Raw genomic sequence first — 21,535 nt, forward strand, 5'->3', positions numbered from 1 at the left:
GAAATGGATTCCACGGACGGTGCGGTGAAGGACATGGTGATGCGGCGGCACCGACGTCGCCGCACGCTGATCGGAGCGACCGTCGCGGTTGTTGTGGTGGGCGGCGCGGCCCTCGTCGGGGTCGGCCTGGTGCGGGCCGAGAACACGGCGCCGGACCAGGTGCCGAGCCGCGTTCCGGCGCAAGCATCGAGCGACAAGGCGGGCCTGGCCCTGTCGTCGTCCGGCAAGGTCCGGGTGGACCTCTACCTCGACTACCTGTGTCCCTCATGCCGGAACACCGAAAAGGCCCTCGCGGCCGGAATTGAAGAGCTCACCGAGGGAGGGGGCGTCCGCGTCGTCTATCACCCGGTGGCCTTCCTCGACGACCGCAGTGACCCGCCCGGCTACTCCAGCCGGGCAGCATCGGCCGCCGCCTGCGCGGCCGACCACGACCGGTTCGAGGCATACTCGGCCCTGCTCTTCGAGAGACAGCCCCGGGAGAACAGTCCCGGACTGAGCGAGGCTGATCTCACCGCTGCCGGTAAGGAGGCGGGAATCAGCGACCAAGCCTTCGCGAAATGTGTCCGCGGGGACGACTACACCCCTTGGACGTCCTACGTCACCGACTTCGCAGCCTCCAAGGGGGTCGCGGTCACTCCGACGGTCATGGTGGACGGCGAACGAGTGGACGTCACGGGCTCCGATCCGGCAGGGGCCCTCATGCGGGCAGTGGCAGAGGCCGCCGAGTGAAGCGGCTGACCCTGGCACTGACCGGCGACTGCATGGCGACCCGGGGATCATTGATCTCCTCGGAACCGGCCGCGCAGCAGTTCCGCAGCATCCTGCGCTCCGCCGACTTCGCCTTCACCAACCTCGAAGTCGTCCCTGATACCGGGCGTGGGCACCCGGTGCGCAACGCCGCCGGCGGCGGATGTCTGATAGCGGACCGCCACATCGTCGATGACATCACCGAGGCGGGATTCAACGTCCTGGGATGCGCCAACAACCACGCCCTGGACCTCGGCCCGGACGGTGCGGCGGCAACGGCGGAGCTCCTCGCCTCCAAGCGCATCCCGTTCGCCGGCATCGGCCTCGATCTGACCGCCGCCCGCCGACCGGTGTACGTGGACCGGCCGGGCGGCAGCCTCGCTCTGATCGCATGCAGCTCCACCTTCCTCCCCGGGCAGGAAGCCTCCTACCCCTCGCCTGACCTGCGGGGAAGGCCAGGCCTCAGCCCACTCCGGCACAGCGCGGTGTTGGACGTCACATCGTCTCAGCTGGATCTGTTGCGTGAGATCGACGGCGAGAGCGGGCTGCGAGCGCGCCGGGCTGAGGCCCGAACTCTGCTCGGATTCGACCCGGCCATGCCGTCACCGACGCGCCTGGGCTTGTTCGGCACGAACTTCCGGCTCGGCGAGGAGCCCGCCTTCACCACGGAGTGCGATCCACGGGATCTCGACGCGATCGCCCTCTGGGTGGCAGAGGCCCGTAACCGCGCCGATGTCGTCGTGGTCAGTGTCCACTCGCACGAACCTGGCGCCACGCCGCAGGAACCCAGCGAATTCCTGCGTGTCTTCGCACGTCGGATGATCGACGAAGGTGCCGATGCCGTGGTCGGTCACGGCCCTCACCTGCTGCGCGGGATGGAGATCCACCGGGGGAAACCCATCTTCTACAGCCTCGGCAACATCGTCAGCCAGATCGATCTGACCGAGCATGTGCCGGCTGAGGACTACGCCAATGTCCCGGCTGACGGCAAACAGACTCCCGGACGCTATTTCACCGCCTTGAGCGGGAACGGGCGGCGACTCTTCGCTCCGCACCGCCAGTACTGGCAATCCCTTGTTCCCGTACTCGCATTCGAGGACGGGAAACTGGCCGACGTACAACTGCATCCGATCGACCTCGGACACGGCAGGGACGTTCATCTGCGAGGACGCCCACGGATCGCAGCCCCGGACGATGGGGCAGAGATCCTCGACGGTTTCGCCCACCTCTCGGAACCCTACGGAACGAAGATCACCATCGCGCAGAGCGGTGCGGGAGAGTGGGTGACCGGAACGGTCTGAACCGCTTTCGGTCCGAGGAGCATGTCGGATCAGCCGTTTCCCGCATCAAGTACCACGTGCGGCCGAGCCGAACTGGGAAGCTGTTCCCGGCAACCGCATGGTCGGCCAAGGACCGTCCGACCAGGAAAGGGGGAACCATGCCAGAGGAGATCCGGGTGCTGATCGCCGACGATCAGTCACTGCTCCGCGGGAGCTTCCGCGTTCTGGTGGAAGCGACACCAGGTATGACGGTCGTCGGCGAGGCGCCCGACGGAGCCGAGGCCGTCCGGCTGGCCCGGCAACTGGTTCCGGACGTCGTCCTGATGGACCTTCGCATGCCGGTCATGGACGGCATCGCGGCCACACGCGAAATCTGTTCGGCCCGAGCGACGGAGACCGTACGCGTCCTGGCCCTGACGATGTTCGACATGGACGAGTACGTGTACCCGGCGCTGCAGGCCGGGGCCAGCGGATTCCTCCTGAAAGATGTGTCACCGACGGAGCTGCTGGCGGGGATTCGCACCATCTCCACCGGCGAAGCCGTCCTCGCCCCGACCGTCACCCGCCGCCTCATCTCCACGTTCTCGCAACAGCAGGTCGATATGCCGAGGCCGGCACCACTGCTCGACAGGCTGACCAAGCGGGAACAGGATGTCCTCGTGCTCGTCGCCGAAGGTATGTCGAACTCGGAGATCGCCGAATGCCTGGTGATCACCCTGCCCACCGTGAAGACTCACGTCAGCAGCCTCCTCGCCAAACTCGGTGCCCGTGACCGCGCCCAGCTCGTCATCGTCGCGTACGAGAGCGGTGTGGTCGAGCGCGGAGTCTCGGGGCGGTCACCGAATTCTCCAGGAAGCGGGCGCCATTGAGGACGCTCGTCTGCCCCAGCCACCGAAGCGAACAAGAAAGCCGTCGGTTTCTTCGAGCAGTCATTCGCCATCAAAGCTGATTACAGGAGTCGGGCAATGGGCAGAGGACAGCACATACGCCACTATTACGAACTGGTGGACGTGGGCGACGTGCCCGGGCTTCTGGACCTCTTCGCACCGGATGCTGTCTACCGTCGCCCCGGCTACGAACCACTGGTCGGAAGGGCCCAGTTGGAACAGTTCTACCGGGAACAACGGGTGATCAAGACAGGCCGTCACGCCCTGTCCACCATGCTGGTGCAGGGGGACAACGCAGCGGTGCACGGCACGTTCGAGGGGGCCCTGCACGACGGACGGGCGGTGGCGCTGCGATTCGCGGACTTCTTCACGTTCTCCGTCAACGGGGCCTTCCGCAGCCGCGACACCTTCTTCTTCGCTCCCCTCGTCTGACGCGGGTTCAGAGAAAGGGAAGCGATCGTGACGATGAAGGTCGGCTTCGGTGAGCAATTCACCGAGCACATGGTGACGTTGTACTGGAGCACGGCTACCGGCTGGACCGGCCGCCCGCAGGTCGTGCCCTTCGGCCATCTGTCGGTCAGCCCTGCGACGGCGGGACTGCACTACGGCCAGGTGGTGTTCGAGGGGCTGAAGGCGTACCGGCGCAAGGACGGGACGCTCGGCACCTTCCGGCCGGACGCACACGCGCGCCGCTTTCAGGAATCGGCCCGGCGCCTTGCCATGCCAGAGCTACCGGAAGAGCTCTTCCTCGAGGCAGTGGACGCGTTTGTCCGCGAAGACGGCGGGGCCCTGCCTGCCGATGCCCCGGAGCTGAGCCTGTACCTGCGGCCGGTGCTGTTCGCCAGCGAGGCGACCCTGGCCCTGCGGCCCGCGAAGGAGTACGCGTTCCTTCTCATGGGGTTCGTGACGGGTGGCTTCTTCTCCGACCAGCCGGACCCCGTGTCCGTACTGATCAGCAGGGAGTTCTCGCGTGCCGCACCGGGCGGCACGGGCCAGGCCAAGTGTGCCGGGAACTACGCGGGGGCGTTTCTCGCCCAGCAAGCCGCAGCTGACGCCGGATGCCAGCAGGTGGTGTGGCTGGATCCGGTGGAGCGCCACTGGATCGAGGAGATGGGCGGCATGAACCTCTTCTTCGTCCGCGGATCGGGTGCGGCTGCCACCGTGGTGACGCCCGCGCTCACCGGCACACTACTCCCGGGCGTCACCCGGGACTCGCTCCTGATCCTTGCGGAAGAGCGGGGCTACGCCGTGAGCGAGGAGCGGATCTCGGTCAGCCAGTGGCAGACGGAGAGTGAGGCGGGGGTCATCACGGAGACCTTCGCCTGCGGCACGGCAGCGCTCGTCACACCGGTTGGCCAGGTACGCGACGGTGAGAGCGCGTGGGTGATCGGCGAGGGGAAACAAGGCCCGGTCACGGGGGAACTGAGGGCGGCGCTCACCGATCTCCACCAGGGGCGTGCGGCGGACCCTCACGGGTGGGTCCGGCTGTGTCCCTCCCTCCCCTCGTAGCGTGGGCTCCGTGGGTTACGGGGGCACCTATGGCTCCCCGAAGGTCTGGCTCCTGCTGCTCCGCGCGGGCTGGCGGGTCTCGGTGAACACCGTGGCCCGCCTCATGGTGTCCAGGGCCTGCTGGCGGGCCTCAGCCTTGACCGACCCGGGTCGGGCGCCCAGCAGAAGGGCCCGCACAGCTGCTGCTGTGCGGGCCCCCCTTCTGCTCCCGACCGTGCGGGTGCGCACGTCTGGCTGATCGTCTCCCGGTCTCCTGGGTGGGAGACGAGTGGGAGATGATCATGGCGCGGTGATGCAGTCAGGCGCTGGGAAATGCTGGTAGCGCTACCTGTGCGGCCCTGGTTCAGCCGCCGGATTCGCCCGCGTGCGGGCTGAGCACCCCGGCCCAGATCAGGATGAAGAGGACGATGCCGAGGAGGATGCGGTAGATGACGAACGGCATGAAGCTCTTGGTCGTGATGAACTTCATGAACCACGCGATGACGGCGTATCCGACGAAGAACGCCACCAGCGTCGCGAAGATCGTCGGGCCCCAGGAGATATGCCCCTCGCCCACGTCCTTGAGCTCGTAGGCGCCCGAGGCGAGCACCGCGGGGATCGCCAGCAGGAACGAGTAGCGGGCGGCCGACTCCCGGGTGTAGCCCATCAGCAGACCACCGCTGATCGTCGCGCCCGACCGGGAGACGCCGGGGACCAGCGCCATCGCCTGGCAGAACCCGAAGATCAGACCGTCCCTGACCCCCAGCTCCTTGAGCGTCTTGCGCTCCTTCACCACCCGGTGCTTGCCGCCCGACTCGTCGCGCGCGGCCAGCCGGTCGGCGATGCCCAGCACGATGCCCATGCCGATCAGCGTCGTCGCGATCAGCCGCAGATCGCGGAACGGCCCCTCGATCTGGTCCTTGAGCGTGATGCCCAGCACGCCGATGGGGATCGAGCCGACGATGACCAGCCAGCCCATCTGGGCGTCGTGGTCACCGCGCATCGCACGGTCCGTCAGCGAGCGGAACCACGCCGAGAGGATGCGGGCGATGTCCTTGCGGAAGTAGATGAGCACCGCCGCCTCCGTGCCGATCTGACTGATGGCGGTGAAGGCGGCCCCCGGGTCGTGCCAGCCGGCGAACGCGGCGGTCAGCCGCAGATGGGCGCTGGAGGAGATCGGCAGGAACTCGGTCAGTCCCTGAACGAGTCCCAGGACGAATGATTCGAACCAGCTCATGGGGCTTTGGCCATCCCGGAGGTGATCGTGCATCGGCCACGGACGACTGGGCCCGTCGGCTGCGTGCGGAGTACGGAGTGCGGTCAAGGACAACAAGGACATCGAGGTCGCGGGCAGCGTATCGCCTGAAGGTAAACGTCAGGCCTACTGCACCGGTCGTCCACGTGCCGCCGTACGTTCAGTCCTGCGGCGTGTCCCGGCCGAGCCGGTGGCGCTTGCGCCAGGCGACCAGCGCCCCGCCGAGGGCGGACAGCACGATGAAGCCCGTGGCGGCCAGGAAGACCGGCGAGGTCGGCGACGCGGCCTCGCTGCCGGCTATCACGTACGCCGCCGTGTTCGGGATCGACCCCAGCCCGGTGGCCAGGAGGAACGGCGGAGCGCTCATCCGGGAGGTCGCCGCGCAGTAGTTGGCGGCGGCGAACGGGATCCCGGGGAAGAGCCGCAGCGCCAGGACGGACCGGAAGCCGTGCCGGCTCAGCACCCCGTCCGCGGCGGTCAGCAGCCTCCCGCGCAACAGGGTCCGCAGCGCGTCCTGGCCCAGCACCCGGCCCAGCATGAACGACACGCCCGCGCCCAGCACCGTGCCCGCCAGCGCCGCCGCGAGACCCGCCTGCGCGCCGAACAACGCGCCCGCGGCGATGTTGAGCAGCGGGCGCGGCACGAACGCCACCGTCAGCGCCCCGTACGCCAGCCCGAAGAGCATCGCGGCCGTGCCCCCGGTCAGCCGGTCCGGCCAGCCCGACGCCAGCAGCCGCTGGGGTTCGAACAGCAGCATCGTCGACGCGGCCCCCAGCAGGACGACCACGAGCAGCGAGAACCGGGACCACGGCGACAGCAGCGCCCGGGAGAGGCGCAGGGCGGGACCGGTGGCGGGCCGGGCGGAGGGGACGGGGTCGAACATTCGGGGAGAGTAACCGAAAACGCTGTGTGATCGCCGTAATGTGCCTCGCGTGAACCCCGCCGCCGACGCCCCCGTACCGCAGGACAGCACCCTCGCCGACACCGTCCTGGAGCGGCTCGTCGCCGTCTACGCCCCGGCCGCCGACCCCGTACGGGCTGCGGGAGCCGCCGCGTACATGAAGCACGTCGCCCCCTTCCTCGGGATCCCCGCCCCCGAGCGCCGGGCCCTGTCACGGACCGTGCTGGCGGGCGCCGAGCGGCCGGACGAGGCGGACTGCACGGCGATCGCGCTGCGCTGCTGGCGGCTGCCGGAGCGGGAGTACCAGTACTTCGCCGCCGACTACCTGCGCCGGTACGTGGGCCGCTGCACCTCCGGCTTCCTGCCCGTCCTGCACCACCTCGTGACCACCGTCCCCTGGTGGGACACGGTCGACGTGCTGGCCGCGCATGTCGCGGGCCCCCTGGTCGCCGCCGACCCGGCGCTCGCCCGGGAGATGGACCGGTGGATCGACGACCCCAGCCTCTGGGCGGCCAGGACCGCCCTCCTGCACCAGCTGCGCTACCGGGAAGCCACCGACGCCGACCGGCTCTTCGACTACTGCCTGCGCCGCGCGGACCACCCCGACTTCTTCCTCCGCAAGGCGATCGGCTGGGCCCTGCGGGAGTACGCCAGGACCGACCCCACCGCCGTACGCGACTTCGTCCAGGGAGCCGGGACCCGCCTGTCGCCGCTCTCCGCGCGCGAGGCGCTCAAGAACCTCTGAGGCGTCGGAAAACCATTCGACGCCAACGCCCCGCCCGGCCATGATCAGGGGCATGTTCCGGTACGCCTTCCCCGCAGCGCAGTCCGCAGTCGCGGACGCGCCGAAGGCTGCCGCGAACGACGCGCCCCTCGCGGCCGCGTTCTCCACGGAAGCGGCGGCGGCAGCGTGCACCGCCGCCGCAGCGCCCATCGGCGGCGCCCGAAGCTGACCCTCCCCCGACAGTCCGGCGGACCCCGTAAGGGGAGGGTCGGCGGGGCCCTGGGGTCTTCTCTTCGCAGCTTCGAGTTCTTCAGAAGGAACGAGCCATGTCCAAGACGGCTTACGTGCGCACCAAGCCGCACCTCAACATCGGCACCATGGGCCACGTCGACCACGGCAAGACCACGCTCACCGCCGCCATCACCAAGGTCCTCAGCGAGCGCGGCGGCAGCTCCTACGTGTCCTTCGACCGGATCGACCGGGCCCCCGAGGAGGCCCAGCGCGGCATCACCATCAACATCGCGCACGTCGAGTACGAGACCGACACCCGCCACTACGCGCACGTCGACATGCCCGGACACGCCGACTACATCAAGAACATGGTGACCGGAGCGGCGCAGCTCGACGGGGCGATCCTCGTCGTCTCCGCGCTCGACGGGATCATGCCGCAGACCGCCGAGCACGTCCTGCTGGCCCGTCAAGTGGGCGTCGACCACATCGTCGTCGCCCTCAACAAGGCCGACGCGGGCGACCCCGAGCTGACCGACCTGGTCGAGCTGGAGGTCCGCGAGCTGCTCTCCGCGCACGGGTACGGCGGCGACACCGTCCCCGTGGTCCGGGTCTCCGGGCTCAAGGCGCTGGAGGGCGACCCACGGTGGACGGCCGCGATCGAAGGGCTGCTGGACGCCGTCGACACGTACGTGCCGATTCCGGTGCGCTACACCGACGCGCCGTTCCTGCTGTCCGTCGAGAACGTCCTGACCATCACCGGCCGGGGCACGGTCGTCACCGGCGCGGTCGAGCGCGGCACCGTCCGCGTCGGCGACCGGGTCGCGGTGCTCGGCGCGGACATCGAGACGGTCGTCACCGGCCTGGAGACCTTCGGCAAGCCGATGGAGTCCGCCGAGGCCGGGGACAACGTCGCGCTGCTGCTGCGCGGGGTGGAGCGCGACCGGGTCCGCCGCGGCCATGTCGTGGCCGCGCCCGGCAGCGTGGTGCCGAGCCGCCGGTTCACCGCCCAGGTGTACGTCCTGTCGACGAAGGAGGGCGGCCGGTCGACCCCGGTGGCCACCGGCTACCGGCCTCAGTTCTACATCCGTACGGCGGACGTCGTCGGCGATGTCGACCTCGGCGAGTTCGCGGTCGCGCGCCCCGGCGACACGGTCACGATGACCGTGGAGCTGGGCCGTGACGTGCCACTGGAATCCGGTCTCGGCTTCGCGATCCGCGAGGGCGGTCGCACGGTCGGCGCGGGCACGGTCACCGCGCTGCTCTGAGCACCACCGCTGCCCGCCACCCCCCGTCCCGGGGGTGGCGGGCAGCGGGGCGCGGGAGGCGACAATGGAGGCGTGAACGAGCCGATACCCGTCATCCGCGAGGTCGACTGCGGCACCGCCCGGCTGCTGCCCGACGTGGACCGCGACCGGGCCTGGCTGCTCACGGTCGACGACGCCCCCCAGTCCTACGTGGACCTCGACGACCCGTCCCACCTGGAGTTCGAGTATGTACGCAGGCTCGCCCACGTCGTGGACGGCGCGGCCGGGCCGGGCGAGCCCCTGGACGTCCTGCACCTGGGCGGCGGGGCGCTGACCCTGCCCCGCTACGTGGCGGCGACCCGCCCCGGATCGCGCCAGGACGTCGTCGACGCGGACCACGAGCTGCTGCGGCTGGTCCGGGAGCATCTGCCGCTGTCCGAGGGCAGCGGCATCTCCCTGCACGCGGCCGACGCCCGGGAGCGGCTGGAGGCGGCGGTGCCCGCCTCCGCCGACCTCCTGATCGCGGACGTCTTCGGCGGCTCCCGTGTTCCGGCGCACCTGACCTCCGTCGAGTACGCGCGGGCCGCGGGCCGGGCGCTGCGCGGGGACGGGATCTACGCCGCCAACCTGGCCGACAGTGCGCCGTTCGCCTTCCTCCGCTCCCAGCTGGCGAACTTCGCCGCGGTCTTCCCGGAGCTCGCGCTGATCGGGGAACCGGCCGTGCTGCGCGGGCGGCGCTTCGGCAACCTCGTCCTGCTCGCCTCGTACGCGCCCCTCGACGTGGCCCCGCTCGTCCGCGCCTGCGCCGGCGACGCCTTCCCCGCACGGGTCACCCACGGCCCCGCGCTGACCCGGTTCATCGGCGTGGCCCGCCCGGTGGCGGACGTGGACGCGGTCGCCTCGCCCGAACCGCCCGACGGAGCCTTCAGCGTCGGCTGAGGCTCCGTCGGGCGGTTCGGGGGCGGGAACGGACGGGGCGGGTGCGGGTCAGCCGGTGGGCTGACCGGAGAGGCGGACCGTGCTCAGGATCTTCTGGATGGTGGTGTCCGGGAGCTCGTCCTTGACGCCGGCGGCGGCGTAGAGGACCCAGGTCGAGAAGTCGCCCTTGGAGTTCTTGAAGGAGAAGGCGATCGACTTCCCGTCGCTGTCGCATTTCTCCTTGTTGGCGAGGCCCAGTGCGGTGGCCTGCACGACGCTGCCGGAGAGACCCGACTCCGTGGTGAACGCCTTGGGTTTGGTGGTCTTGACCTTGGTCTTGGGGTCCAGCTGGGCGTAGGCGGCCCACACCCAGTTGGCAGCCTCGATCCTCGCGGCCTCGTCGGTGCTCTTGGCGCCCTGGGCACCCTTCGTCCCGACGCCGGCCAGCCCGGTGTCCTCCTGGCTGCCGTCCCCGTCGGAGTCGTCGACGCACCACTTGCTCTTGTAGTAGGCGGGTGCGGAGAAGCCGGCGACCGGCTTGCCGGTGGGCTCCTTGGCGTCCTCGAAGCCGGAGAACATTCCCGCGCTCGCGACCTCCCAGTCACCGGGAACGTCGAACTGCGTGCCCCACTTGGGGTTGGTGACGACCTTCCAGCCCGGGACGACCGGTTTGGGGTCGCTGTCGGAGCCCCGCGGGTTCTCCGCCGGCGGCGCGGAGCCGGTTTCCGTCTCGCTGGGCTTGGCGCTCGGCGAGGCGGACGTCTTGTCGTCGGCGACGGTCTTGCCGTCGTCGTCCTTGCCGAGCACGAGGAAACCGGTGACGCCTGCCGCGACCACGACGGCGGTCGCCGCGACGATCGCCACGATCGTCGTCTTCTTCTTGTCGTCGCCGGGCTTCGGCCCGCCGGGCGGACCCGGGACGGCGTACTGCGGCACCGTCGGCTGCTGGTAGGGATGGGGCTGCTGGTACCCGGGCTGCCCGGCGGGCGGGCCCTGCGGGTATCCGTAGCCCGGCTCCGCGGGCTGCCCCGGCTGGCCCTGCGGCGGATATCCCGGTTGCTGATAGGGATTCGGCTGCTGGTACCCCGGCTGCTGGTACGGGTTCTGGTTCTGGTCCTGCGGGTTCTGCTCGCCCCCGGGCGGCTGCGTTCCTGGCCACATGGCCAGTAACCATAGAGGGGCCGCCCGGCCACTTCTACGGCCGCCCTGTCCCAGAGCCGTCACAAGGGGATGGCCAAACGGTGCTACTGGTGAGTAACCTTCGGGCATGAGCGCTGAACAGATGACCGTGGGCGAGATGCTCGTCGCGACGGTCCCGATGGCCCGGACCCTCAACCTCGACTTCCTGGAGACGACGCCGGAGCGCGCCGTCGTCCGGCTGCCCGACCAGGCGGATTACCACAACCACCTCGGCGGACCGCACGCCGGAGCGATGTTCACGCTCGCCGAGTCCGCCAGCGGCGCGATCGTCATCGCCGCCTTCGGCGACCAGATGTCGCGTGCCGTGCCGCTCGCCGTGAAGGCCGAGATCGGCTACAAGAAGCTCGCCAAGGGCGAGGTCACGGCGACCGCGACCCTCGGCCGCCCCATAGCCGACGTCGTCGCCGAGCTGGACGCCGGACAGCGGCCGGAATTCCCCGTGGCCATCGAGATCCGGCGCGCCGACGGCGCGGTCACCGGCGAGATGACCGTCGTGTGGACCCTGCGCCCCAACAGCTGAGGGTCCCCATACTGAGACGTCCCAACACGTGAGACGTCCCAACGGCTGAGAATGCGCCCGCCGTACGCATCCGGGCCGCCGCCCCTCCCCGAACGGGAGGGGCGGCGGCCCGGTGCGCTGTGGCCAGGCCCGGGCGTCAGCCCCCGTGCGCCTCGCGGTGGGCCTTCGCCAGCTCCACGTACCCCGCCGCGTTGAAGCGGATGCCCTCCAGCTCCTCGGCGGTCAGCGGCCGCTTCACCTTCGCGGGCACCCCCGCGACGAGCGAGCCCGGCGGCACCCGCATTCCCTGCGGCACGAGTGCCTGCGCCGCGACCAGCGAACCCGCCCCGATGTGCGCGCCGTTGAGCACCGTGGCGCCCATCCCCACCAGTACGTCGTCCTCGATCACACAGCCGTGCAGCACAGCGTTGTGGCCGACCGAGACCCGAGCGCCCACGGTGAGCGGGAACCCGGGGTCGGTGTGCACGCTGCAGTTGTCCTGGATGTTGCTGTCGGGGCCGAGCGTGATGGGACCGCAGTCGGCCCGCAGCACGGCCTGGTACCAGACGCTGGAGCCCGGGGCGAGCGTCACCTCGCCGATCACCACGGAGGTCGGGGCCACGAACGCGTCCACGTCGATGTCCGGCTCCTTGCCGCCCATGCCCGTGATCAACGCCTGCTCCGCCATCGCCTGCTCCTTCGCGCCGGTGTGGTGCTCCTGGGCCTTCCCGTCGAATCGCTCGGATCCGCCGGACCGGGCCGACTCACACGGTAGGGGACGACTCCCCGCGCACCGCGCCCGGTGGGGCGAACATCACAGGTCACCGCACGGATCGCCCACCGCGCCGCCGACTACCGTGAGCGCGTGCCGAAGAACCGAAACGCGTTCTCCCTCCTCGCCCGCTGGCCGCGCCGTGCCGCCTCCCGCGCGGTCCACCTCGGCTGGGCCTGGGCGCAGCGGGCGGGCGCGGTCACCGCCGAGCACCCCGGGCGGCTGCGGTTCCGCGCGATCGGCACGGGGACCCGGCTCGCCTTCCCTCAGGGGACCGTGTTCGGGGAGCCGTGGATCGAGCTCGGCGCGCACTGCGTCATCGGCGAGCAGGTCACGCTCACGGCCGGGATGATGCCGGACCTGGACCTCGGCCCCGACACCGTCCTCACGCTGGGCGACGGCGTGGTGCTGGGGCGCGGCAGCCATGTGATCGCGGACACGACGGTGACGATCGGCCCGGACACGTACTGCGGCCCTTACGTCTACATCACCTCGACCAACCACAGCTACGACGACCCGCACGAGCCCGTGGGCAAGCAGTGGCCACGGATGGAACCGGTGGCGGTCGGGCCCGGCTGCTGGATCGGCACCGGCGCGGTGATACTGCCCGGCGCCCGGCTCGGCCGGAACGTCGTGGTCGCCGCGGGCGCGGTCGTCCGGGGCGAGGTGCCCGACCACGCCGTGGTCGCGGGGGCCCCCGCCCGCGTCGTCCGCAGCTGGGACCCGGAGAAGGGCTGGCAGCCGCCCCTGCGCACACCGGCGCCCGTGCCGATCCCCGAGGGCATCACGCCCGAACAGCTGCTGGCCCTCGCGGAGCTGGACGAGGGCCGCGAAACACCGTAGGGCGGCGGTGGCGGTACAGCCCGCCGGACGCGGGAGTGCACCGTAGCGCAGTGCAATATTCTTGACCCCGGCATGCGCCGTACGCGACTCAGCACGCCGCACCCAGTACGCCGCACTCCGCCACCCGCACTCCGCCATCCACCGCAGGGACGGTACGTGTCCGACCTCGACCAGCTCACCCAGTCGCTGGCCCGCAACCTCAAGCGCTGGCGCGGGGAGCGCGGCTTCACCCTCGACGCCCTCGCGGCCCGCGCCGGGGTCAGCCGCGGGATGATCATCCAGATCGAGCAGGCGCGGACGAACCCGAGCGTCGGCACCACCGTCAAACTGGCCGACGCGCTCGGCGTCAGCATCACCACCCTCCTCGACCACGAGCAGGGCGCCCAGGTCCGGCTGGTCCCCGAGAGCCGGGCCGTCCGCATGTGGTCCACCGAGGCGGGCAGCTCCACCACGCTGCTCGTCGGCGCCGAGGCCCGCGGCCCGCTCGAACTGTGGACCTGCCGGCGGATGCCCGGGGAGGGCACCACCTCCGACCCGCACCCCGAGGGCACCGTCGAACTCCTGCATGTGACCGAGGGCGAACTGACCCTCGTCGTCGACGGCCGCACCCATCCCGTCCCCGCCGGGACCTCCGCCACCTTCGAGGCCCACGTGCCGCACGGCTACCGCAACGAGGGCTCCGAACCGGCCGTGTTCACCATGGTCGTCGCCATCCCGCCCGTCCGCTGAGACGCCCGGCCGGTCCCGGCCCCGCCGCTGTTAGCGTGAGCCCCATGCGCGCACCCATCGGCACCTTCGAGGACGCCGCTCCCGCTGCGGAACGGCTCGACCTGCTCCCCGCCCCCGTCGTCACGGCCCTGACCGCCGGCTGGGGCGAGTTCACCGCCGAGCAGGTCATCCACGTCGACAGCGACCCGGCCGTCGCGGACACCGCGGTCTTCGCCGAGCACTACGGCGTGGAACTGCTGGACACCTCGGCCAACTGCGTCGTCGTGGCGGGCAAGCGCGGCCAGGACGTCACCCTCGCCGCCTGCGTGGTGCTCTCCCGCACCCGGGTCGACGTCAACGGGGCGGTCCGCAGACACCTCGGCGCCCGCAAGGCCTCGTTCGCGTCGATGGACACGGCGGTCGGCGAGAGCGGCATGGAGTACGGCGGCATCACCCCGATCGGCCTGCCCGCCGCCTGGCCCCTCCTGCTGGACCCCGCCGTGGTGGACGAGGAGTGGGTCCTGATCGGCAGCGGCAGCCGACGCGGCAAGCTCATCGTCCCCGGCAAGGCGCTCGCCGCCCTCCCGGGCGCCGTCCTCGTCGAGGGCCTCGGCGTCTGAGCGGAAGAGCGCTGGGACCCGGGTCGGAAGAGCGGCGGGTCGACGCGCCGTACCGATCGGTCGGCTCCAGGCACTCCGAAAGCGGCCCGACAGAGCGACTGTTCGGGCAGTTGCCCCCTCTCAGCCGCCGGCCCGCCGGTGCTCCGTGAGCCAGCCCGTGGCGAAGTCGACGGCGGGGCGCAGCCGGACGAGCCTGCAGTCGGCCGCGCCCACGCGTCCCGCGCGTACGGCACCGTCCTCCGCGGCATCCTCGAACGCCGCGCCCAGGGCGGCGAAGTCCCCGTCGTCCAGGGCGACATCCTCGTACTCCCACCACCGGCGCACCCCCCGCGACATCACCACACAGCGGTAGCCGCGGCGCGGCGGACCGGGCATCCGGTACTCGCCCAGGTGGAACGCCGTACACGTGGCGTAGCCGGTGCCGAGCAGCAGAATCCGGGCATCCGCCTCGTACAGCCGGGCCAGCGGCGAGTCCTCCCCGAGATGGCAGTCGGCCCGGTGCCCGGCGAGCAGCCGCGCCGTTCGCGGACCGAGCGCCGCGAACGAGGTCTGCGGATGCGCGCTGCGCCCGGCCCCCGGAGCCGTCCGTACGGTCTCGGCCAGCGCGCCCATCGACGGCGCGGGGGTCAGCGACGGGTCGTACGGCTCCATCGAGGCCCGCACGGCGTCGACGGCCCCCGCGTCCAGGCCCCGTACCCGCGCGCGGTAGTGCGGGGAGGTGTCGGAGTTCTCCGGGGTGAAGGAGGGGACCACCAGGGTCCCCTCCGGCCCCACGGCCCGGCGCAGCGCGCCCAGCACGCCCCGCGCACCGGCCGCCACCGGTCCCAGCGAGCGCAGTGAGGCGTGCACCAGGAGCACATCGCCGGGCCGTACGCCCAGCGAGGTCAGAGCGGCCGTCGTCCGGGCCCCGTCGAGCAGGTCTGCGTCTGCGTCGAGTACGTCGTCCACGGCGGAGATTCTTCCCGTCCCGGAAGGCCTCCCACACCCCGGCCGCTCAGGCGGGCCGTCCCAGCCTCGGGATCTCGATCGCCGGGCACCGGTCCATGATCATGTCCAGCCCCGCCGCGCGCGTCCGCTCGAAGGCGTCCGGGTCCACGACGCCGAGCTGGAACCACACCGCCTTCGCCCCCACCGCCGCCGCCTCGTCCGCGACCCCGCCCGCCAGCTCACTGTTGACGAAGACGTCCACCACGTCGACCGGGAAGGGGATGTCCGCGAGCGAGGCGTACCCCTGCTCCCCGTGCACCGTCTCGGCCTTCGGGTGCACGGGCACCACCCGCTTGCCGAACCGCTGAAGGACCTCCGCCACACCGAAGGCCGCCCGGGAACGGTTGCCGGACAGGCCCACCACCGCCCAGGTGTCGCCCGTGTCCTGGAGAATCCGCCTGATCGTCGCGGCGTCCGCGTACGTGTCGTCTGCGCTCATGCCGGGACAACCGACGCCTCCGCCCGCTCATTCCCGCCGGAACCCGTCCTCCCGGCGGCGCATAGGGTGGACGGATGCAGGAGCAGTACCGGACCGTCGCCCGCGCGGGTATGCACGGATGCGAGATCAACCGATCCCGTTTCCTCTGCTCCCTCGCCCCCGCCGCCACCGAGCAGGAGGCGCAGGACTTCGTCGCCCGCGTCCGCAAGGAGCACCCGACCGCCTCCCACAACTGCTTCGCGTACGTGATCGGCGCCGACGCCTCCGTACAGAAGGCGAGCGACGACGGCGAACCCGGCGGGACCGCGGGCACTCCGATGCTCCAGATGCTCATGCGGCGGGAGGTGCGGTACGCCGTGGCGGTCGTCACCCGCTACTACGGCGGGGTCAAACTCGGCGCGGGCGGGCTGATCCGGGCGTATGGGGGAGTGGTCGGCGAAGCCCTCGACGCGCTCGGCACCCTCACCCGGCAGCGCTTCCGGCTCGCCACGATCGAGGTCGACCACCAGCGGGCCGGAAAGCTGGAGAACGACCTGCGGGCCACCGGGCGGGACGTCCGCGAGGTGCGGTACGCCGAGGCCGTCACCATCGACATCGGGCTGCCGGACGGCGACGTGGAGGCGTTCACCGCCTGGCTGGCCGACGCGACGGCGGGGACCGCCGTGCTGGAGCTGGGCGGCGAGGCGTACGGCGACGTGTGACCGGGCGACGGTGGCGTGAGGGGGCGTGAGGGGCGTGAGGGCAATCCCACGGACGCCGGAATCATGATCGATGCGGGTTCGGCGGCCCGACGGCGTTAGCGTGGTCGGTGCCGAGCGGGATCACGGGCCGCCGGTGCGCGGCCCACGGGGTGGAGGACGACGACGATGCAGGCCGGAACCGGCGGAATGACGATGCGGCCCGCGACGGGCGGGGTGGCGGGGCAGGCCGCGACCGGCGGAACGGCGATACAGGCCGCGACCGGCGGAGCGATGACGGCGACCGGATCCGCTGGAGCGATGGAGCCGACCGCATCCGCTGGAACGATGGCGCCGACCGGATCCGCTGGAGTGATGGCGTGAGGATCCTGCACACCTCGGACTGGCACCTGGGCCGGTCCTTCCACCGTGTCTCCCTCCTCGACGCCCAGGCCGCCTACCTCGACCATCTCGTGGCGACCGTCCGGGAACGCGAGGCGGACGTCGTCCTCGTCGCGGGCGACATCTACGACCGGGCCGTCCCGCCGCTCACCGCCGTCGAGCTGTTCGACCGCGCGCTGCACCGGCTCGCCGCCGCCGGCGTCCCCACCGTCATGATCTCCGGCAACCACGACTCGGCCCGCCGGCTCGGCGTCGGCGCCGGGCTCTTCGAGCGGTCCGGGATCCACCTGCGGACCGACCCGGAGAACTGCGCCACCCCCGTCGTGCTCGCCGACGACCACGGCGACGTGGCGTTCTACGGGCTGCCCTACCTGGAACCGGCCCTGGTCAAGGACACCCTCAGGGCCGCCAGGGCCGGCCACGAGGCAGTCCTCACGGCCGCGATGGACAAGGTCCGCGCCGACCTCGCCACCCGCCCGAAGGACACCCGCTCCGTCGTCCTCGCGCACGCCTTCGTGGCGGGCGGGGAGCCCAGCGACAGCGAACGCGACATCACCGTCGGCGGGGTCGCGGCGGTTCCGGCCGGAGTCTTCGACGACGTCGACTACGTGGCCCTCGGCCATCTCCACGGCTCCCAGCGGGTCACGAGCCGCGTCCGCTACTCCGGCTCGCCGCTCGCCTACTCCTTCTCCGAGGCCGACCACCGCAAGACGATGTGGCTCATCGACCTCGACGGCGACGGGGACATCGCGGCCGAGGAACGGATCGACTGCCCCGTGGAGCGGCCCCTCGCCCGGCTCCGCGGCCGGCTCGACACCCTCCTGGAGGACCCCGCCCTGGACCGCCACGAGCACGCCTGGGTCGAGGCCACCCTCACCGACCCGGTGCGCCCGGCCGAACCCATGGCCCGCCTCGCCCGGCGCTTCCCCCACACCCTCAGCCTCGTCTTCGACCCCGAGCGGCCGCCGGACGACCCGGGGGCGTCCTACGCCCAGCGCCTCCAGGGCCGCGATGACCACCAGATCGCCGAGGACTTCGTCGCCCACGTCCGCGGCGGCAGTGGCCCCAGCGCCCTCGAACGCACCGTGCTGCGGGCCGCGTTCGACGACGTACGGGTGGACGAGACCGTGCGCGAGGTGTCCCGGTGAGACTGCACCGCCTGAGCATCACCGCCTTCGGCCCGTTCGGCGCCACCCAGGAAGTCGACTTCGACGCCCTCTCCTCCGCCGGGCTCTTCCTGCTCCACGGGCCCACCGGAGCCGGGAAGACCTCCGTCCTGGACGCCGTCTGCTTCGCCCTGTACGGGGCCGTCCCCGGCGCCCGGCAGAGCCCCGGGGCCTCCCTGCGCAGCGACCACGCCCCGGCGGCCCTGCCCACCGAGGTCCAGCTGGAACTGACCGTCGGCGGCCGACGCCTCGAAGTCACCCGCAGCCCCGCCCAGCCCCGCCCGAAGAAGCGCGGCGACGGCTTCACCCAGGAGAAGGCCCAGAGCCGGCTGCGCGGTTACGACCCCGAGCGCGGCTGGCAGGCGCTCAGCAAGTCGCACCAGGAGATCGGCGAGGAGCTGACCCAGCTCATCGGCATGAGCCGGGACCAGTTCTGCCAGGTGGTGCTTCTGCCGCAGGGCGACTTCGCCCGCTTCCTGCGCGCGGACGCCGAGGCCCGCGGCAAGCTCCTCGGCCGGCTCTTCGACACCCGCCGCTTCGCCGCCGTCGAGGAACGCCTCGCCGAACTGCGCCGGGGCGCCGAGGCCAGGGTCACCGCCGCCGACGAGCGGATCCTCGCCCTCGCCCAGCGCATCGCCCAGGCGGCCGGACCCGTCGGGGCCGAGGCCACGCCGATCGCCGCCCGGCCCGGCGAACCCGGTCTCGCCGAAGCCGTTCTGGAGTGGGCCGCCATCGCCCGGTCCACGGCCCGCGAACGGCTCGACATCGCCCACTGCGTCCTGACCGGGGCCGAGGGCCGCCAGCGCGCGGCACGCCACGCCCTGGACACCGAGCGCGAACGCGCCCGCCTCCAGCAGCGGTACGAGGAGACCGTGCGCCGCGCCGCCGCCCTGGAGGAGCGCCGGCCCGAACACGACCGCTGCCAGGAACAGCTGGAGCGCGCCCGCAAGGCGGACCGGGTCGCCCCCGCACTGGACCTGCGCGAGGAGGCGGAGCGTGCCCACCGCCGGGCGGGCGACGCCCTCGACCGGGCCAGGGCACAGCTGCCGACCGACCTCGCCGACGCGGGCCCCGACCGGCTCACCGAGCTGGAGCGCCGGTTCCGGCAGGAGCTGGGCGGCCTGGAGTCGGCCCGCCGGGCCGAGGCACGCAGCGCGGCGATCGACGAGGAACGGGACCGGCTGGAGCGCGAGTCCCGGGCCGACGACGCCACCGTCCGGGACGCGGACGCCTGGCTGGCGGGCTGGGACGCCGTCCACGCCGCACTCAGGGAACGCATCGCGACGGCGCAGGAGGCCGCGACCCGCGCCGAACAGCTCGCCGGACTCCTCGCTCCGGCCCGTCGCAGGCTGGAGGCCGCCCGCCGCCGCGACGCGCTGGCCGCCGAGGTCCTGGCCGCCCGGCAGACGCTCGCCGAGGCCCGCGAAGGCGCCCTCGACGCCCATGAGACCTGGCTGGGGCTGCGGGAGCGCCGACTGCGGGACATCGCGGCGGAGCTGGCCGCCGGACTCGTCGACGGGGCGCCCTGCACCGTCTGCGGCTCCGCCGAGCACCCGGCCCCCGCCACCGAGGGCGACGGCCACGTCGACCGGGCCACCGAGGAGGCCGCCCTCACCGCCCACCGGCACGCCGAGGAGACCCGTGCCCGCGCCGAGCAGGCCCTCGGGCTCGTCCGCGAACGCCACGCCGCCGCCCACGCGGAGGCCCGCGACGCCGATGGATCGTCGGCGGCCCCCGACCCGGCGGCGGCCGTCGAGGCGGAGGGCGAGGCGACGACGGACCCCGGCCCGTCCGTCGACGAACTCCGTGGCACCGTCGACCGGTTGGCCGCCGAGCATGCCGAGGCACACCGCCTCGCCGCCGGAACGCACGCAGCCCGCGAGGCCCTTGACGCCGCGGAGCGTGAGCACCTCGGGCGCCTCGAACTCCGGCAGGAGGCCGAGCGCCGGGCCGCCGCCCGTACGTCCCGGCGGGAGGCGCTCGACCGCGAGCAGGCCGTGCTGCGAGGCGAACTCACCATGGTCCGGGGCGAGTCCGGGTCCGTCGCCGCGTACGCGGAACGCCTCACCCGCCGGGTGGCGCTGCTCGCCGAGGCCGCCGAGGCCGTACGCACCGAACAGGACGCCGCCCGACAGCGCAAGGAGGCCGACGACCGGCTCTCCGACGCGGCGTTCCGGGCCGGCTTCGACACCCCGGAGGCCGCCGCCGCGACCCTCCTCGACGCCGCCGCCCAACGCGACCTCCAGCACCGCATCGACGCCTGGCAGGCCGAGGCCGCCGCGGTCGCCGACCGCCGCGGCGAACGCGACGCCCGCGAGGCCGCCGAGCAGCCGCCCGCCCGACCATCGGCAGCGCAGGGCGCGTTCGAGACGGCGGAGTGGCTGTTGCGCGAGGCGTCCTCCGCACTCGCCGCCGCCGACCAGCGCTGCGGGGAGCTGGCCCGGCTCTCCGGTGAGGCCGCCGACGAGGTGCGGCGGCTGGGCCCGGTGCGCCAGGAGTACGAGCGGATCGCCCGGCTGGCGGGCCTGGCGGCGGGCACCTCCGCCGACAACGAGCGCAAGATGCGCCTGGAGGCGTACGTCCTGGCCGCCCGTCTCGAACAGGTGGCGGCCGCCGCCACCGCACGACTGCGGCGGATGTCCTCGGGCCGCTACACCCTGGTCCACTCCGACGCCCGCACCGGTGGACGCAGAGCAGGGCTCGGGCTGCATGTGGTCGACGCCTGGACCGGCAGCGAACGGGACACCGCGACGCTCTCCGGCGGGGAGACGTTCTTCGCCTCGCTGGCGCTCGCGCTGGGCCTCGCCGACGTCGTGACCGAGGAGGCCGGCGGCGTACGCCTGGACACCCTCTTCATCGACGAGGGGTTCGGCAGCCTCGACGACCAGACCCTGGACGAGGTGCTCGACGTGCTGGACTCCCTGCGGGAGCGGGACCGCAGCGTCGGCATCGTCAGCCATGTGGCCGACCTGCGCCGCCGGATCCCGGTCCGGCTGGAGGTGGTGAAGGAGCGTCAGGGCTCCTCCGTGCGCCACCGCCTGTGACCGGCCCGGCCACCCGTATGCCCCGCCGGGTCAGCGGCCGATCGCCCGGCGGGGGAGCGGCGAGGAGTACACGACGCTGGTGGTGACGGAGCCCAGCGCGCCGATCCGCCCGGTGGTCTCCTCCAGATGCCTCATCGAACGGGCTGTGACCTTGAGGACGAAGCAGTCGTCGCCCGTGACGTGGTGGGCCTCGATGATCTCCGGCGTGGTGCCCAGGAGATCGTGGAAGGGCTTGTAGTTCCCGTTCGGGTAGCGCAGGCGCACCAGGGCGAGAAGGGGCAGCCCGAGCCGTTCGGCGTCGACCACCGCCGCGTACCCACTGATCACCCCCACCTCCTCCAGCCGGCGCACCCGCTCCGTCACGGCGCTCGGGGACATGGCGACGGCGCGTGCGAGCTCGGCGAAAGTGGCGCGGCCGTCGCGCTGGAGGACGTCGAGGATGCGCCAGTCGGTGGCGTCCGGGGAATAGTCGGTCACTCGTCCGAGACAACAGGGAAATCCCC

The 21,535-nt window shown here is 72.1% G+C and carries 25 protein-coding genes; 18 read left to right on the plus strand and 7 right to left on the minus strand.

What is annotated here, in order from left to right; all coding sequences use genetic code 11:
- Positions 1–3 precede the first annotated feature (3 nt).
- The 6 genes from N7925_RS31890 to N7925_RS36260 all read left to right on the plus strand — a co-directional run bounded on the left by N7925_RS31890 (position 4) and on the right by N7925_RS36260 (position 4,661).
- The gene (locus tag N7925_RS31890) at positions 4–729 is read left to right on the plus strand and encodes a DsbA family protein (protein WP_265602933.1); all 726 of its coding nucleotides are present in this window, start codon (positions 4–6) and stop codon (positions 727–729) included.
- On the plus strand, positions 726–2,048 hold the full coding sequence (mslH, locus tag N7925_RS31895; RefSeq protein WP_274345905.1) for a lasso peptide C-terminal Trp epimerase: 1,323 nt from the start codon (positions 726–728) through the stop codon (positions 2,046–2,048). The genes N7925_RS31890 and mslH overlap by 4 nt, the downstream gene beginning before the upstream one ends.
- Before the next feature lie 137 nt (positions 2,049–2,185).
- Positions 2,186–2,896, plus strand: coding sequence for a response regulator (locus N7925_RS31900; RefSeq protein WP_265602935.1), 711 nt, complete (start codon positions 2,186–2,188; stop codon positions 2,894–2,896).
- Between the two features lie 96 nt (positions 2,897–2,992).
- Positions 2,993–3,346: a nuclear transport factor 2 family protein gene (locus tag N7925_RS31905; RefSeq protein WP_274345906.1), complete on the plus strand. Its 354-nt coding sequence runs from the start codon at positions 2,993–2,995 to the stop codon at positions 3,344–3,346.
- Between the two features lie 27 nt (positions 3,347–3,373).
- Positions 3,374–4,423, plus strand: coding sequence for a branched-chain amino acid aminotransferase (locus N7925_RS31910; RefSeq protein WP_443032290.1), 1,050 nt, complete (start codon positions 3,374–3,376; stop codon positions 4,421–4,423).
- Positions 4,424–4,433: 10 nt separating this feature from the next.
- The gene (locus N7925_RS36260; RefSeq protein WP_443032291.1) at positions 4,434–4,661 is read left to right on the plus strand and encodes an IS3 family transposase; all 228 of its coding nucleotides are present in this window, start codon (positions 4,434–4,436) and stop codon (positions 4,659–4,661) included.
- A gap of 105 nt (positions 4,662–4,766) precedes the next feature.
- Here the strand turns inward: N7925_RS36260 and N7925_RS31915 are convergent, their stop codons facing one another.
- Both N7925_RS31915 and N7925_RS31920 read right to left on the minus strand, forming a co-directional pair.
- Positions 4,767–5,639: an undecaprenyl-diphosphate phosphatase gene (locus N7925_RS31915; protein WP_265602937.1), complete on the minus strand. Its 873-nt coding sequence runs from the start codon at positions 5,637–5,639 to the stop codon at positions 4,767–4,769.
- Positions 5,640–5,817: 178 nt separating this feature from the next.
- Entirely contained in the window at positions 5,818–6,540 is a 723-nt protein-coding gene (locus tag N7925_RS31920) for a TVP38/TMEM64 family protein (RefSeq protein WP_265602938.1), read from the minus strand.
- A 49-nt stretch (positions 6,541–6,589) separates the two neighbouring features.
- On the opposite strand from N7925_RS31920, the gene N7925_RS31925 reads away from it, so the two are divergent.
- The 4 genes from N7925_RS31925 to N7925_RS31940 all read left to right on the plus strand — a co-directional run bounded on the left by N7925_RS31925 (position 6,590) and on the right by N7925_RS31940 (position 9,696).
- On the plus strand, positions 6,590–7,303 hold the full coding sequence (locus tag N7925_RS31925) for a DNA alkylation repair protein (RefSeq protein WP_274345907.1): 714 nt from the start codon (positions 6,590–6,592) through the stop codon (positions 7,301–7,303).
- Positions 7,304–7,355: 52 nt separating this feature from the next.
- A complete protein-coding gene (locus tag N7925_RS31930) occupies positions 7,356–7,511 on the plus strand; it encodes a hypothetical protein (protein ID WP_265602940.1) in 156 nt (51 codons plus the stop codon).
- A gap of 97 nt (positions 7,512–7,608) precedes the next feature.
- A complete protein-coding gene (gene tuf, locus N7925_RS31935) occupies positions 7,609–8,778 on the plus strand; it encodes an elongation factor Tu (protein ID WP_274345908.1) in 1,170 nt (389 codons plus the stop codon).
- Between the two features lie 72 nt (positions 8,779–8,850).
- Positions 8,851–9,696: a spermidine synthase gene (locus N7925_RS31940; protein ID WP_265602942.1), complete on the plus strand. Its 846-nt coding sequence runs from the start codon at positions 8,851–8,853 to the stop codon at positions 9,694–9,696.
- 48 nt (positions 9,697–9,744) lie between these two features.
- Here the strand turns inward: N7925_RS31940 and N7925_RS31945 are convergent, their stop codons facing one another.
- The gene (locus tag N7925_RS31945) at positions 9,745–10,836 is read right to left on the minus strand and encodes a hypothetical protein (protein WP_274345909.1); all 1,092 of its coding nucleotides are present in this window, start codon (positions 10,834–10,836) and stop codon (positions 9,745–9,747) included.
- 121 nt (positions 10,837–10,957) lie between these two features.
- Between N7925_RS31945 and N7925_RS31950 the strand changes: the two genes are divergently transcribed.
- Positions 10,958–11,395 carry a DUF4442 domain-containing protein gene (locus N7925_RS31950; protein WP_032792876.1) on the plus strand — a complete coding sequence of 146 codons (438 nt, stop codon included), beginning with the start codon at positions 10,958–10,960 and terminating at the stop codon, positions 11,393–11,395.
- 136 nt (positions 11,396–11,531) lie between these two features.
- Here N7925_RS31950 and N7925_RS31955 read toward each other — a convergent pair whose 3' ends face one another.
- Complete coding sequence (locus tag N7925_RS31955) at positions 11,532–12,062, minus strand: gamma carbonic anhydrase family protein (RefSeq protein WP_007453770.1); 531 nt, start codon at positions 12,060–12,062, stop codon at positions 11,532–11,534.
- A 177-nt stretch (positions 12,063–12,239) separates the two neighbouring features.
- On the opposite strand from N7925_RS31955, the gene N7925_RS31960 reads away from it, so the two are divergent.
- The 3 genes from N7925_RS31960 (at position 12,240) to N7925_RS31970 (ending at position 14,317) form a co-directional block, all read left to right on the plus strand.
- Positions 12,240–12,989, plus strand: coding sequence for an acyltransferase (locus tag N7925_RS31960; RefSeq protein ID WP_274345910.1), 750 nt, complete (start codon positions 12,240–12,242; stop codon positions 12,987–12,989).
- 156 nt (positions 12,990–13,145) lie between these two features.
- A complete protein-coding gene (locus tag N7925_RS31965; RefSeq protein ID WP_265602946.1) occupies positions 13,146–13,718 on the plus strand; it encodes a helix-turn-helix domain-containing protein in 573 nt (190 codons plus the stop codon).
- Between the two features lie 44 nt (positions 13,719–13,762).
- Positions 13,763–14,317 (plus strand): YbaK/EbsC family protein, encoded by a 555-nt coding sequence (locus N7925_RS31970; RefSeq protein ID WP_265602947.1) that lies wholly within the window; start codon positions 13,763–13,765, stop codon positions 14,315–14,317.
- 120 nt (positions 14,318–14,437) lie between these two features.
- On the opposite strand, the gene N7925_RS31975 is transcribed toward N7925_RS31970, so the two are convergent.
- Positions 14,438–15,265: an aminoglycoside N(3)-acetyltransferase gene (locus tag N7925_RS31975; RefSeq protein WP_274345911.1), complete on the minus strand. Its 828-nt coding sequence runs from the start codon at positions 15,263–15,265 to the stop codon at positions 14,438–14,440.
- Positions 15,266–15,311: 46 nt separating this feature from the next.
- Positions 15,312–15,743, minus strand: coding sequence for a CoA-binding protein (locus tag N7925_RS31980; RefSeq protein WP_274345912.1), 432 nt, complete (start codon positions 15,741–15,743; stop codon positions 15,312–15,314).
- A 74-nt stretch (positions 15,744–15,817) separates the two neighbouring features.
- On the opposite strand from N7925_RS31980, the gene N7925_RS31985 reads away from it, so the two are divergent.
- From N7925_RS31985 to N7925_RS32000, 4 genes are all read left to right on the plus strand, one after another.
- A complete protein-coding gene (locus tag N7925_RS31985; RefSeq protein WP_274345913.1) occupies positions 15,818–16,444 on the plus strand; it encodes a YigZ family protein in 627 nt (208 codons plus the stop codon).
- A 165-nt stretch (positions 16,445–16,609) separates the two neighbouring features.
- Positions 16,610–16,804 (plus strand): hypothetical protein, encoded by a 195-nt coding sequence (locus N7925_RS31990; protein ID WP_274345914.1) that lies wholly within the window; start codon positions 16,610–16,612, stop codon positions 16,802–16,804.
- Positions 16,801–17,970, plus strand: a complete 1,170-nt coding sequence (locus tag N7925_RS31995; RefSeq protein ID WP_274345915.1) for an exonuclease SbcCD subunit D — start codon at positions 16,801–16,803, stop codon at positions 17,968–17,970. Before N7925_RS31990 ends, N7925_RS31995 begins: the two co-directional genes overlap by 4 nt.
- On the plus strand, positions 17,967–21,032 hold the full coding sequence (locus tag N7925_RS32000; protein ID WP_274345916.1) for an AAA family ATPase: 3,066 nt from the start codon (positions 17,967–17,969) through the stop codon (positions 21,030–21,032). The genes N7925_RS31995 and N7925_RS32000 overlap by 4 nt, the downstream gene beginning before the upstream one ends.
- Before the next feature lie 30 nt (positions 21,033–21,062).
- On the opposite strand, the gene N7925_RS32005 is transcribed toward N7925_RS32000, so the two are convergent.
- The gene (locus N7925_RS32005; RefSeq protein WP_265602953.1) at positions 21,063–21,509 is read right to left on the minus strand and encodes an Lrp/AsnC family transcriptional regulator; all 447 of its coding nucleotides are present in this window, start codon (positions 21,507–21,509) and stop codon (positions 21,063–21,065) included.
- Positions 21,510–21,535 lie beyond the last annotated feature (26 nt).

Origin of the sequence: Streptomyces sp. CA-278952, from assembly GCF_028747205.1 — a bacterium.
GTDB lineage: Bacteria > Actinomycetota > Actinomycetes > Streptomycetales > Streptomycetaceae > Streptomyces.